At 67.7% G+C, this 13,734-nt stretch carries 10 protein-coding genes; 4 read left to right on the top strand and 6 right to left on the bottom strand.

The annotated features are described in order from the left end of the window. The first annotated feature begins 81 nt into the window (after positions 1–81). Complete coding sequence (locus FFT10_RS17410; protein ID WP_137734131.1) at positions 82–738, top strand: class I SAM-dependent methyltransferase; 657 nt, start codon at positions 82–84, stop codon at positions 736–738. Between the two features lie 28 nt (positions 739–766). Here FFT10_RS17410 and FFT10_RS17405 read toward each other — a convergent pair whose 3' ends face one another. Continuing rightward, on the bottom strand, positions 767–2,215 hold the full coding sequence (locus FFT10_RS17405; RefSeq protein ID WP_137734130.1) for a lipopolysaccharide biosynthesis protein: 1,449 nt from the start codon (positions 2,213–2,215) through the stop codon (positions 767–769). A gap of 73 nt (positions 2,216–2,288) precedes the next feature. Here FFT10_RS17405 and FFT10_RS17400 point away from each other — a divergent pair, with 73 nt between their 5' ends. From FFT10_RS17400 to FFT10_RS17390, 3 genes are all read left to right on the top strand, one after another. Then, the gene (locus FFT10_RS17400; RefSeq protein ID WP_228027160.1) at positions 2,289–4,133 is read left to right on the top strand and encodes an asparagine synthetase B family protein; all 1,845 of its coding nucleotides are present in this window, start codon (positions 2,289–2,291) and stop codon (positions 4,131–4,133) included. 69 nt (positions 4,134–4,202) lie between these two features. Next, entirely contained in the window at positions 4,203–6,203 is a 2,001-nt protein-coding gene (locus tag FFT10_RS17395; RefSeq protein WP_137734129.1) for a hypothetical protein, read from the top strand. A 134-nt stretch (positions 6,204–6,337) separates the two neighbouring features. Beyond that, complete coding sequence (locus FFT10_RS17390) at positions 6,338–7,636, top strand: putative O-glycosylation ligase, exosortase A system-associated (RefSeq protein WP_137734128.1); 1,299 nt, start codon at positions 6,338–6,340, stop codon at positions 7,634–7,636. A 27-nt stretch (positions 7,637–7,663) separates the two neighbouring features. Here FFT10_RS17390 and FFT10_RS17385 read toward each other — a convergent pair whose 3' ends face one another. From FFT10_RS17385 to FFT10_RS17365, 5 genes are all read right to left on the bottom strand, one after another. Next, positions 7,664–8,626: a polysaccharide deacetylase family protein gene (locus FFT10_RS17385; RefSeq protein ID WP_137734127.1), complete on the bottom strand. Its 963-nt coding sequence runs from the start codon at positions 8,624–8,626 to the stop codon at positions 7,664–7,666. 23 nt (positions 8,627–8,649) lie between these two features. Then, positions 8,650–9,675, bottom strand: coding sequence for a transglutaminase domain-containing protein (locus FFT10_RS17380; RefSeq protein ID WP_137734126.1), 1,026 nt, complete (start codon positions 9,673–9,675; stop codon positions 8,650–8,652). Beyond that, positions 9,672–11,066 carry a phenylacetate--CoA ligase family protein gene (locus FFT10_RS17375; protein ID WP_137734125.1) on the bottom strand — a complete coding sequence of 465 codons (1,395 nt, stop codon included), beginning with the start codon at positions 11,064–11,066 and terminating at the stop codon, positions 9,672–9,674. Before FFT10_RS17375 ends, FFT10_RS17380 begins: the two co-directional genes overlap by 4 nt. Next, positions 11,063–12,166 (bottom strand): glycosyltransferase family 4 protein, encoded by a 1,104-nt coding sequence (locus FFT10_RS17370; RefSeq protein WP_137734246.1) that lies wholly within the window; start codon positions 12,164–12,166, stop codon positions 11,063–11,065. Before FFT10_RS17370 ends, FFT10_RS17375 begins: the two co-directional genes overlap by 4 nt. Positions 12,167–12,227: 61 nt before the next feature. Then, positions 12,228–13,544: a nucleotide sugar dehydrogenase gene (locus FFT10_RS17365; protein WP_137734124.1), complete on the bottom strand. Its 1,317-nt coding sequence runs from the start codon at positions 13,542–13,544 to the stop codon at positions 12,228–12,230. Positions 13,545–13,734: the final 190 nt, after the last annotated feature.

Here is a 13,734-nt window from a genome sequence, read left to right as displayed (position 1 = left end):
ACTGCCGCTGCCCATGAACGCAGGTGGACATTCAGGCGTGCAGATGTGCCGGCGCACAATGAATTGGAAAGGGATTTGTCAATGCAACTCTTGCCCTGGCGCGTGAAGAACTTCCTGTCGAACCAGTTCCCGCTGGCCTACCACGTCGCGGTCAACATCGGCCGGGGCGGTGGCAACAGCCCGGAACACTGGGACCGGCGGCTGGCTGAAACCTGGGATGCCGGCGTGCGGGAGTGGCCGAGCAAGACCGATTTGATCGCCGGCATGGTGGCCCCGCAGGCGGCGGTGCTGGATGTGGGCTGTGGCAATGGCGGCATCCTGCGGGGGCTGCAGGCGCGCGGCTTCACCAACCTGCATGGCTTGGAGATTTCCAGCTATGCCGTCAACCGCCTGGAGCAGGAAGGCATCCGGATGCGCCGCGGTGTCCTGCCGGCCATCGATCTGCCGGACCAGACCTTCGATGTGGTCATCGCGTCCCAGGTGCTGGAGCATCTGGTCCGGCGCGGTCTGTTTCTGCGTGAGATCCACCGCGTGCTCAAGCCGGGCGGATCGGCCCTGATCTTTGTGCCGGATGACTGCCTTGGTCCGATCGATGAGCCCGAGCACACGGTGAAGTTCAACGCGGGTTCCCTGCGCCGGCTGCTGGCCTCTGTCTTCGAGGTGCGGCAACTGCGCACCATCAAGGACGACAACCACGCCATGCCCATCCTGTTCGCGGAGATCGTCAAGGCGGCGTGATCGCCACGCAGCGGCAGCAGTCTGCGCTCTAAGCGGGCAGGCGGGCGCGCAGGGCCGCCACGGCCCGGTCGACTTCCGCGCTGATCGGGTGCGAGAACAGGCGAACGCCCAGCACGAAGCCGAGCCCGCTGCCTGTGGCCGCGGCCATCAGGATCCACAGCAACCCGGAGGCGGGCCGCGGTCCGGCGACCAGGACCAGCAAGACCGGCGCCAGGCTCGCGCAGCCGGCCACGCCGGCGCTGCGCCACAGGCCGTCCAGATAGTCAGCCCAACGGAAGTGGATCACGCCGCGTGTGCTGGTCAGCCACACCACCGTGCCCATCGCGGCCGCGACAACCATCAGGCTTCCCGTGGCCAGGATGCCGTACCACGCGCCGATGGCCGCACCCACGACTGTGAGGACGCCGGAGATGACCACCGATCGCAGCAGCACGTTCGCGGCTCCGGAGGCCAGCAGGACCTGGTAGCACAGTGCCGCAGGGGCGGTGGCTGCGAGCCAGAGCGCCAGAACCCGGGTCAGGTCGACCGCGGCATCCCACTGGTCGCCATAGAGCACGCGCATCAACGGGTAGGCCATGCAACCCACGAACGCGGAGAACGACCAGCCCACGGCCAGCATGTACGCGTTGGCGGTCAGGTAGGCGCGCGCCAGATCCCCGCCTTCCCTGTATGCCTTGGCGAACATGCTCAGCGCCACGATGTTGACGGCGTCCGAGACCATGCGCGAGAACATCGCGATCAATGTGTTGGCGCGCGCAAACAGGCCGGCCGAAGTGATCGACTGGATCTTGCCCAGCAGCAGCTCCGGCGCGCCTGCCGTGGCGGTTTCCACCAGACTGGTGGAGGTGAGCTTGGTGCCGAACGACAGCACACGCGGCAGTTCGCGGGTGCCGGGCAGCCAGGGAAACTCCCGCGGCCGGAAGCGCATGGACACCAGTGCGCCCGTGCACGTGGCCGCCAGCGATCCCCATGCCATGCTGATCGGTCCGGCCCCGTACCACGCCAGACCGACCGAGACGATGGCACCGGCCAGGCTGCTGGCGAACCGCATCACGGCCATGGCGTCGTAGCGCATGGTGCGGGTCAGCCAAGCGTAGGTGATGCTGCCGAAGGGCGTCAGCACGAAGCCCAGCGCCAGCACCCAGAAGATCGGCTGCATGCGCGGCTCGCCATAGAAGCGCGAGATCGGCCAGGCAGCCAGGGCGGTGAGAAGGCCCAGACACAGACCCGCGCCGAGTTGCACAGCCCAGACCGCGCGGATGCGGTCGTTCGTCAGATCGCGCTCCTGCACCAGGTACTGTCCGGCGCCCAGATCGCGGATCATGGTGGCAAACGACACCAGCACCATCGTGATCGAGAACAGCCCCATCTCGGTGGGCGTCAGCAGGCGCGCAAGCGCCATGGACGAGCCAATGGCCAGCACCAGACTGGCATAGCGGTCCAGGAAGGAAAAGGCGAGCGACTGGCGGATCGACACGGGTGAGGCTTGTGGTCCTGTGTATCGGACGCAATACGGGACAACAGTATCCGCGCTCGGCCATGAACGCTCCGTGTGCCGGGTGCGGGCAACTGCCGGCACGCTTGCCCAATGGTTCACGACTTCCCCGGCGTTGGGGCGGGCGCCGGCTTCAGAAGCCTGCAGGGCCGGCGCTGCTGTGGCCGACAATGGCTGCTTGGTGTGCTGTCTGCGCACGATCTGCGTCCCACCGATGAATCACTCTGTACCGGACATCGGCCTCTGCCTCGGCTCTCCCCGATTCCAAGATGCGGCCCTGCAATCACTGTCAGCCCAGCAAGGCGCGGCTGCAGCTTGGCGCCAGGCCCTGGCCGCCGATCCGCTGAAGGCACTGCCCGCTGTTGCGGGCGACTTTGCCGTCGGCTTGCGCGACGGCCGCGGCCGCACCGTGCTGGCGGTCGACCGGTTTGCCATGCAGTCGCTGTGTTACCGCGTGGTCGGCGGCGAACTGCGGTATGCAGAGCGAGCCGATGCGCTGGCCGATGGCGACACGCCCGTGGATCCCCAGGCCATCTTCGACTACCTGTACTTCCACGTCATCCCGTCGCCGCGCACCATCTTCCGCGGCATCCACCGGCTGCCTCCGGGCCATGTGGCGGTCTTCGAGGCGGGCCGGCTGGATGTCCGGCCGTACTGGGTTCCCCAGTTCACCGAGCCCGCCCGCGCCGACTACGACAGCCTGCGCGCGAGCTTCCTGCAACTGCTGCAGGACAGTGTGGCCCACCAGCTCGACGGCACGAAGGCAGCCTGCTTCCTGAGCGGCGGAACCGACAGTTCCACCGTCGCCGGCATGATCGGCCGCGTGCGGGGCGAAGCGGCCGACTGCTATTCGATCGGCTTCGAGGCCGAAGGCTACGATGAGATGGCCTTTGCGCGCATCGCTGCCAAACGCTTCGGCTGCCGCCACCACGAGTACTACGTGACGCCCGAGGACCTGGTCCAAGGCATCCCGCAGGTGGCCCGCCACTTCGACCAGCCGTTCGGCAACTCGTCCGTGCTGCCGGCCTATTTCTGCGCCAAGGTGGCCCGGGAGGACGGCGTCACCCGGCTGCTGGCCGGCGATGGCGGCGATGAACTGTTTGGCGGCAACAGCCGCTATGCCAAGCAGCGTGTCTTCTCCTGGTACGACGGTGTCCCGGGTGTGCTGCGCAACGGCCTGCTGGAGCCGGTGCTGGGGCTGCCCGGGGCGGACAAGATCGCCTTGCTGCGCAAGGGCAACAGCTATGTCGAGCAGGCCCGGGTGCCCATGCCGGACCGCTTGCAGATGTACAACCTGCTGCGCCGGTTGGGCCACGAGAACATCTTTGCCGCGGACTTCCTGGCCCGCGTCGACACCGAGGCGCCGCTGGCGCAGCAGCGCGGGGTCTGGGCCGAGGCCGGCACCGACAAGCTGGTGAATCGCATGCTGGCCTACGACTGGCGCTACACCCTGGCGGAAGCCGATCTGCCCAAGGTGCGGGGCAGCACGGCATTGGCCGGCGTCAGCGTCGGTTATCCGATGCTCGACCAGGCGCTGCTCGACTTCTCGCTGGGGCTTCCCGTGGCCTACAAGCTGAAGGGCCTGAAGCTGCGCTGGTTCTTCAAGGAAGCCCTGCGCGGCTTCCTGCCGGACGAGATCATCCACAAGAAGAAGCAGGGTTTCGGCTTGCCGTTCGGTGTCTGGGCGACCAGGCACGCCGGCCTCCGGGCGCTGGCGGCTGATTCGCTGCACAGCCTGTCGGCGCGCGGCATCATCCAGCCGGTGTTCATCCGCCAGCTGATCGACGAGCTCCTACCTGCCCATCCTGGCTACTATGGCGAGATGGTCTGGATCCTCATGATGCTGGAGCAGTGGCTGCAGCAGCATGTGCCTGGCTTCTCGATGGACTCGGCAGCGTGAGCCTGGGCCTGAACATGTTCGGCGGCACACTGGCGTCATGACGGCGATCCTGCAGCCGAAGCCATTGGCATGAGCACTGGAGACATCACCCGGCGGGCGGCGCTGGTCAGTGGCGCCCTGTTGCCGTTGGCCGGCTGCGAGCGTGAGGTGGCGCGCGCGGTGTCGCTGGTCACGGGCGCCGCGCCAGGTGACGCCGCCGCGGCCCACTGCCCGCAGCCCGAAAGCCTGCCTGCATTCAGACCGTCGACGCCGGCAGGTCTGCCGATTCCCACCGTGCCGGCGGGTCTCGTGCCGGCGCGCTACCGGTCTCGACACCACTTCCTGTTCCAGGGCTCCGGGTGGGCGGTGGATCCCGCGCGCATCGCCGGGCTGGCCGATCGCCCTGGCCATGCCGGCCCGAATGAGGCCTATGTCGATCTGTACACCGGCTGGCGCTGGGACCAGGTCGGCGGCGACTGGATCGACCGCCAGTCGGTCCGGCACGGCAGCGCCGCCTGGTCGACCGTGACGACGCAACGGGGCCCCCAACCGCAACCGGTGACCTACGCGATGGATGTCACCGAGGTGGTGCGCCGCGTCCAGTCCGAAGGCCGGTGGTGTGCGTTCAAGCTGGTCTCGCAGCCGGGCCACCGCAAGCTCGGTGGGCGCTGGGGTGATCCTGCCCAGGCGCCCAGGCTGGACGTGCGTCACGAGGACGGTACGCGGGCCGTCCTGACCCTCGTGACCACGGCGGCCTGCGTGGCGTCTGCACCGAGATCGGCCGACAGGGAGGTCCAGCTCCCGGCATTCGTGGAGTTCGAACGGCCGACCAAGCCCGTGCGATCGGCCGTCCTGCAGATCACCTGCACGCACCATGGCAGTGGCGCCGCAGAGATTGCCCTGTTCCTGATCGATCCTCCCTTGAACCAGTCCGCCGTGCGGCAAGGCGTGGCCGCATTGGTCCGCCCGCTGGACGACGGCATCCAGTCGGCGCCCGGTGTCATCGGCGCGCAGCGGCATCTGGATGGGTCGACCATCGACGACTTCGTCTTGCCAGGGATCGTCAACACCTGGGCCTCGCGCGAGTTCGACCCGGCGCTGTGGGGCGGGCCGCCGGACACGACCAAGCTCCCCCACCGCGCCCTGGGCAAGTTCATCACGGCCGCGGGTCCGCGCTGGGGCGAGTTCGTGGACTCCAGCTTTCGCGGCGATGGCTTTCTCCCGCTGGCCAGCGGCCTGGGCGCCATCCGGATGGTGATGAAGCTGGCGCCTGGCGCGCGTTGCGACGGCCAGGTCGTCGGTTACAGCGGCAGTCTGGGCGCCAACGCATCGATCTTCATGCCCGAGCCATTGTTCGGACGCGTGGACCGGATCTTCGTGCGCCACTATGTTCGGCTGGGTTTGCCGGGCGGCAAGCCTTACCTGCGGACGCCGTCCCAGCGGTACCACGTCTACAACGACCCTGGCAATGGCAACCCGAAGCGCGTGGATTGGGCAGGAAAGTGGGGCATCACGCCGAACCACACCACGACCTACGGCGGAGGATCCGGTTCGTCCGGCGGCGGCAATGGCTGGCAGTTGCGGCTGGCCTGGTCGGATTCGGATCTGATGGCCAACGGGCCGAACGAAGGCGGCATCCGCCCGGGGTTCCATCTTTATGACTTCGGACCCGTCCAGCCACGTGGCCACGACTACTCCGGCGACACCGGTGCGAAGGCCATGTTCGGCCAACTGGGCGGGCTTGGCGGCATCCTTTATGCCGGCCAGTGGTATTGCGTCGAAACCGAGTTGAAGCTGAACACGGCCATGGATGCGGCCCCTGGCTACCTGCCAGATGGCGAGTTGCGTGCCTGGGTCGATGGCCGGCTGGTCTTCGAGCGCGTCGGCATGGTGTTTCGCAGCAAGCCGCTCAAGGGTGACCTGCCACCGAAGCCGAGCGAGATGCCGCCATTGCGCGAGCTCGGCGTGCGTGGCCTCTGGCTGAACTGGTTCCACGGCGGCGTCACCCAGGACAGCGTCGAACGTGTCATGTTCTTCACCGGACTGGCCTATGGGACCCAATACATTGGCCCGATGCGACTGTCCGCGTGATGGGTGGCTTCTGCTGGCCATTGGGTTGGGCCCGGACCCTGCACCGCAGACCGGCGGCAGTGTCATGACTGGATCGACGCGTCGACCTGTCCCAGGCCGCCACTACATGTTGTCCTTCAGGCTCAGGAGCTGTCATGCGTGACATTGCGCTGACCGCATTCATTCTGGTCGGGCTGGTCTTCGCCCTGAAACGACCCTGGCTGGGTGTGGTGCTGTGGACCTGGGTCAGCCTGATGACGCCGCACCGGATGACGTTCGGGTTCGCCTACAACCTGCCCTATGCCCAGATCATCGCAGGCGTCTTCGTTCTCAGCCTCTTCGTGGCCCGCGGCAACTACGCGTTGCCCTGGCGCAGCCCCACGATCTTGTTGATCCTCTTTGTGCTGTGGATGGGCCTGACAACGGCCTTTGCCATGTTTCCAGGCGAATCGTTCGATCAGTTCTGGAAGATCATCAAGATCCAGATCTTCACCCTGGCGGCGATGGCGGTCATCCGCACCAAGGAAGAGATTTCGGCGTATGTGGCGGTCAATGCAGCGTCGATCGGGTTTTTTGGAATCAAGGGCGGTCTGTTCACGCTGGTCAGTGGCGGCGGTTCGAGGGTCTGGGGGGCCGGCGGCTTCATCGAGGGCAACAATGAAGTCGGACTGGCAATGATCATGGTCATTCCACTCATCTATTACTTCTTTCTGCAGGCCAAGCGGGCATGGCAGCGCTGGGCCTTGCTTGGTGCGATGCTGTTGACCGGTGTCTCGGTGCTGGGCACCCACTCCCGTGGCGCACTGCTCGGTCTGGCCTGCATGGGCGTGCTGCTGTGGTGGCGCGGCCCGAAGAAGCTGCATTCGGCGCTCGCCATCGCCGTCGTCGCGGGCGTCGCCATTTCCTTCATGCCGGCCTCGTTCACCGAGCGCATGGCCACCATCAAGACGTACGGCGATGACACCTCGGCCGTCAGCAGAATCTATGCGTGGCAGACCGCCATCAACGTGGCCAATGACCGGCCCTTGGGTGCTGGCTATGCGATGTATGTGCAATCGGTGACCGACCGCTACGGTGAAGGACAGGAGTTCGAGGGCCTTCTCGATGCCAAGGTCCTGCAGGCCCGGGCCGCGCACAGCATCTACTTCCAGGTGCTCGGCGAGCACGGCTGGGTTGGTCTGGCGCTGTTCCTGCTGATCTTTCTCGTGACCTGGCGGCTCGCCACGCGGCTCAGGAAGCGCGCTGCCGGGCGTGACGATCTGAAGTGGGTGGTGCAGCTGGCAGGCATGTGCCAGGTGGCGCTGGTCGGCTATGCAGCTGGCGGTGCCTTCCTCAGCCTGGCCTACTTCGATCTGCCCTACAACATCATGGTGATCGTCGTCGTCCTGGACCGCTGGGTGGCCGCCCAGGCAGCGCCTGCACCGCGCCCGCCGGGCATGCAACCGGCGGCATGACCGCCGCGGCGCGGTGGCGCCGCCGGTTCAGCAGCGCGCGCCTGCGGACCGGGTGTTGCGGAGCAGGCGAACGCCAAACCGCCACGCCTGCTGATCCCAGGGCGTGAACCGCGGCAGCTGGTGGAAATCGCTGTCGCGCGCTGACGCACCGGCCGACGTGGAAACGGCTGCCGAAAAACCGCTCTCCCTGACCATCGCCACATGCTGGGGCGCATAGTCCACGCCGGGTTTGCCGTTGGGATAGGCGAACAAGGTGACCGGGCGACCCAGCAGATCCTGCAGGTCTTCCTTGCTGCGCTGGATCTCGTGGCGCGCCTGGTCGTCCGGAATCCGGCTGAGGATCGGGTGCGTGCGGGTGTGGGCGCCGACCTGCATGCCGGCACGCAGCAGTCCGCGCACCTGGTCCGTCTGCATCATCAGGTCATCGGGCAGGGCACCCGGCGCGCAGATGTGCTGGACCCGCTGCACTTGCTGGTGGCGTTCGTCGGCGGGCAGGTACTTGGTGACGCGCAGCGTGGCCATGGCGGCCGCACGGCGTTCAGCCGCGTTGCGCAGGGGCATCGGCGCCAGGCCCACGGGCCCCAGGTCCACGCTGTCGGCCGTGCACCGGCGCAGCGACTCGATGACCGTGTCGTTCCACATGCGGCCGCCATCGAGGAAGGAGGTGGCCACGAAGAATGTGGCCGTCATCCCATGCCGCTGCAGGATGGGAACGGCCCTGGTGGCGTTGTCTGCATAGCCGTCATCGAAGGTGATGGCCATGGCGCGCGCGGGCAGCCGGTCTTCGCGCAGGGCGTCCACCGCTTCATCGAGCGGCATCACCCGGTACCAACGACGCACCCACTGCAGAACCTCGTCGAACCGCCGATCGTCCGCTTCTTCAGGAAACAGGGGGTCCTGCGCTGCCAGCACGCGGTGGAAGATCAGGATCGACAGCCGCGCGCGCGTGCCGCCTGGCGCTGCCAGTTGGGTGATGGACTTGAGGAACATCGGGATCGTGGTGGCCGGCGCGTTCAGGAGCCGGAAGCGGTGCCGGGTCGGCCACTGCGGCGCTTGGCACGGCGGTGGGCGGTGGCCTGGATCAGCAGCAGCAGCAGCAACAGCGTGCCAGCGACCGCCGTGCCCAGCAGACGCCACTTCAGATGCACCGCCTCGTCGCGCAAGCCTGCATTGCTGGGCGTGGGGAACGCCCTGATGCGTGGGTGCACGCCCTCGGCGATGGCGGCCAGTTGCTCCGCCGAGCGGGACACCGGGCTCAGCCACCGCGACGCCGTGGAGTCGTCATAGCGGTAGACCGCATTGCCCCACCACAGGTACCACTGGTCGGCACCCTTGCGGTAGTAGTCGAACAGCGCGGTCTGGTAGCGAAAGCCATCCCGGGCCGGTCCGATGCGGTGGATCGGGACATCGCGGCGACCGGCTGCGATGGCCGCACGGAACTCCAGCGCCGTCAGTGGCCGACCTTGCGCGTCGGTGGCAAAGAAGTTGTTGAACACATCCAGCATGCGCCATTGCCGGCTGGTGCGGTCCCAGATCTCGATCAGGACATGGCCGTGGCCACCATAACCGTCGAAGGAGAACGCCCATTCGCGGGCAAAGATGCCCGCGGTCGCGGCCATGGCCACGAAGGTGCTGGTGAAGTCGGCGCAATAGCCACCTCCGCCCAGGATGGTGTTGTAGGTGCCCACCAGATCGGCGCGGGCAGCGCCACCTTCACCGGCGTGCTTCACCAGATGCGTGGCGATGCGCAGTGACTTGTCCCAATCCGACGCATCGGCAGGCAGCATCAGCGCCCGGGTGGCGTTGCCCAGCGGACCCGCCGGCACCTGCGTGTCGACGGCGAAGCTGGCGGGCACTTGCTCGGGTGTCCAGTTGAAGTCTGCTTCGGTGGCCCGATCGAACAACAGGGCATTGCGCAGGCGCACTGCCTCGCTGGATGACCGCAGGTAGGGCAGCAGAGACCCCACTAGCAGCACCAGCGTCAGTGCCGTTGCCGCCATGGCGCCCCGTGACGCCCACTTCGGTGCGGCCTTGGTCATGGCGGCACCACCACACCGGCCTGCGGCTCGGCGCTGCGGCCCGACGGTGCAACCCGGCTGACCACATAGCGGTACTTTCCGGACGCCTCGGCCGGGATGGCGGGCACCCGTTCGACCCGGATGTCGACCTCTGCGCCCAGCCGTGCCCGGAAGTCGGTCTGGATGCGCCGCTCGGCGGCGGCATCGAAGGCACTGCCCGCCACCACCTGCACGACGGTCTTGTCCAGCGACACCTGCTCGATGCGGAAGCGCTCCACGCCCGGCAGATCCCGCACCGTGTAGATCAAGGCCAGGCCGTGCAGGACGGTGCCGTCACGCGCCACCACGAAGTCGGTGCTGCGGCCCTGCACTTCGGCGAGCACGGGCAGTGTTCGTCCGCAGGCGCAGCCGCTGCCGCCGAGCACGCCGACATCACCGGTGCGGTAGCGCAAGAACGGGAAGTCGCGCGTGGCCAGGTGGGTGACCACGATCTCGCCGGCTTCGCCATGGGCGCAGGGCGTGTTGTCCGGTCGCAGCGTCTCGACGATGATGTCCTCGGCGCTGATGTGCAGCTGCCCGGCCGGGCACTGGTGGGCGATGAAGCCGGCATCGCGGGCGCCGTAGCCGTTGGCCACCGGGCAGCCGAACACCCGCTCGATGGTGGACCGCTGGTGGTCGTAGAGCCGCTCCGACGTGACGAAGGCCACCCGCACGCCCAGATCCCGCATCGACACGCCCCGCTGCTCGGCATGGGCGGCAATCAGCGACAGGCTGGACGGGTACCCGAACAGCATGGCCGGCCGACGTTGCCGGATCTCGCGGACGAACCGGTCCAGGTTGGCCGGCGACATCTCGAACGCGGGCAGCAGGTGGCTGCGCAGGATCCGGTCACGCAACTGCTTGACCCGGTCCTGTGCACCCAGTTCGATCGGGCTGCCCCACACCACCAGTTCGGTGTCGCCGATGTCGACGCCCCACCAGCGCGTGGCGCGCCACTTCGCGGCCACATCATGGCTCTTGCGCGCCTTGCCCATGTGGAAGATCAGCGGCTCGCCCGACGATCCGCCGGTGTTGTACCGCGTCATCGGGCCGTGGTCGTCGGCCATCAGTGCACCGGCCTGCGCCCGCATCTCGGCCTTGCCGTGCACCGGGAGTGCACGCAAGGCATCGACGGACCGCACCTGCGCGGGGTCGAAGCCGTGGTCCTGAAAGAGCGTCCGGAAGTACGGCACATGGCGGCCGATGTCCGTCAGGAACGCGCGCAGGCGCTGCACGCGGTCGTCCTCCAGCCTGTCGGCGGGCCACCACTGGCTGGCTTCCAGCCGCTGGCGCACCGCCACCGAGTCGTGGTGCTTGAGCCGCTCGTGCAGCGGAAACAGCACATGGGCGCACAGCGTCGTGTAGGGCTTCATGCGGGCTCCCGCCGGCGAGCCGCCCGCGCCGCACGCCGGTAGGCGTCCAGCCACAACCGGCGCACGGAGGTCCAGGCATACTGCTGCGCCGCCTGCAGCCCGGCTTCGCGCAGCCGCGCCGACAGGCTGGTGTCGCCGAGCACGCGCAGCGCGGCAGCGGCCATGGCGTCGGCATCGCCGATCGGCACCAGCAGGCCGTCCTTGTCATGGGTGACCAGATCGGGAATGCCGCCTGCATCGGTGCTGACCACCGGCACGCCGCTGGCAAAGGCCTCCAGGATCGAGATCGGCATGTTGTCGACCGTGCTCGGATTGAGCACCAGGTCGGCGTCTGCATAGAGCGCCGGGATGCGGTCGTTGTCGATGCGCCCGCTGAAGCGCACCGCATCTGCCATGCCGAGTTCGGCCGCCAGCGCCTGCAGCGCCGCCAGATCCGGTCCGCTGCCGGCCACCGTCAGCCGCGCGCCAGGCATGGCGCGGCGCACGATGGAAAACGCCCGCAAGGCCGTGGGGCAGTCGTAGATCGGCTCGAGATTGCGGGTGACGATCAGATGCGGCGCACCGTTGACCTGGCGCGGTGCGGCCGGCGCAAAGCGTGACAGGTCGATGATGTTGGGGATGACCTCGGCGTCCAGCCCATGGTGGCGGAACACGCGCAACAGAAAGGCGGACGGCGTGACGCGCAGGGTGGCACCGGCGATCAGGCGCAGCACCTGGCGCGGGGCGCCGCTGAAGAACGCATCGGCATGGCCACCCCGGTAGTTCACGATGGCACTGCATCCCCGCAGGCGGGCGATGACCAGGGCCGGGGCGGCGAACAGATGCCAGGCCCAGCCCGAGTTGGCCAGGACATGCATCACCTGCGCCTGGCCGGCCGCCTGCCACAGTTGCCAGAGGTAGGGCACGAGGCGAAACGCAGCCCGCACCACTGGAATGCCACCCACCCAGGCAGGCTGGTACGGCGCGTTGTTGCGGACCAGGTTGACCGTGACGCCGTCGGCGCGCAGCAGCCGCACCAGTTGCTCGCACTGGTTGGCCATGCCACCCGAGGGTGGCGGCAGTGGGCCCACGATGCACAACCGGGGCGCCGGCAGGTCCATGCCGGACCCCTCTGCCGCGTTCAAGCCGGTGCCGACGGACGGCGCGGATCGGGCCTGCATCTCACCAGCACAGGCCCTGCACCTGCGCGGCGATGGCGGCGCGGTTCGGCAGATTCACGAGATCGAGGACCAGCTGGTCGGGCCGGCACAGCCGGGCCAGCGCGTCGTCGACACGGCCATCGATCAATCCCACCACCAGCACGTCCGATTCGGCGATCACGTCGGCCAGGTCGGCACGCAGCAGCTGCCCGATGTGCGGCAGGTGGGTCTCGACGTAGCGGCGGTTGGCCCCCAGCAGCTGCGCCAGGTGGACCTCGGGGTCGTAGACGCTCAGTTGCAGGCCCTTGCCGATCAGCCGCTCGGCCAGCGTCACCAGCGGGCTTTCGCGCAGGTCGTCGGTGCCCGTCTTGAATGACAGGCCGATGAAGCCGATCTTGCGGCGGCCGCTGGCGAGCACATGCTGGCAGGCCACATCGAGGTGGCGTTCATTGGAGGCCAGGATGGACGACAGCATCGGCAGCTCGACGTCGCGTGTCTTGGCCAGGTAGCTGGTGGCGCGCAGATCCTTGGGCAGGCAGGATCCGCCGAACGCGAAACCCGGCTTGAGGTAGGCGCGCGAGATGTTCAGCTGCGTGTCCTGGCACACCAGGTCCATCACCTCGAAGGGGTCGACGCCCAGTGCGCCGCACAGGCGCGCCGTCTCGTTGGCGAAGGTGATCTTGAGGGCGTGGAAGTTGTTGCAGCAGTACTTCATCATCTCGGCCGAACGCACCGAGGTCCGCAGGAACTTGCACGGCAGGTGGCCGAACAGGGCCTGCAGCATCGCCACCGGATGGTCGTGGTTGGCGCCGACGACCGTGAACGGCGGCTTGTCGTAGTCGCGGATCGACGATCCTTCCCGCAGGAACTCGGGCTGGAAACACAAATGGAAGCCCTCGCCGTCCTTCTTGCCGGACTCGCGCTCGATGATCGGCCGCAGCACATCCTCCACCGTGCCGGGCACCAGCGTCGAGCGGAAGACCACCACGTGCGGGGTGGTCTTGCGGGCGATGGCTCGACCCATGCTCTCGGCCAGTCGCAGCACGGCGGTCTGGTCCTGGCTTCCGTTGGCCGCGGAGGGGGTGCCCACACAGACCAGCGACAGGTCGCTGTCGGCCACCGCCTGTTCGGTGTCGGTCGTCACGCGCATCCGGCCGCCGGTGGCCACTTGCTGCATCAGCTCGACCATGCCTTCCTCGACCACCGGCGTCTTGCCTGCGGCGATGAGTTCGAGCTTGCTGGCATCGATGTCGACGCCGATCACCTGGTGGCCGTCGCGCGACAGGCAGGCCAGCGACACTGCGCCGACGTAGCCGAGACCGAAGATGCTGATGTTCATGGTGTGCGGTGGGAACGGTGAGCCGGCGTGGCGCCAGGCCCGGGCAGCATGAACGATGGCGTGCGCGTCATGCCGTTGACTTCCAAGGGCTCTGGAAGATAGCGATGGCCCGCGAATCCCACAAGGAACTGCGTCACATCGGCAACTCTAGCAGGCGTTTGTTGCGGCATTCCTGGCGCTGCCCGGGCTG

Origin of the sequence: Pseudaquabacterium pictum, assembly GCF_005403045.1 — a bacterium.
GTDB lineage: Bacteria > Pseudomonadota > Gammaproteobacteria > Burkholderiales > Burkholderiaceae_C > Pseudaquabacterium > Pseudaquabacterium pictum.
Note: the sequence above shows the minus strand (reverse complement) of the source record. Positions and strands in the feature narration are given on the sequence as shown.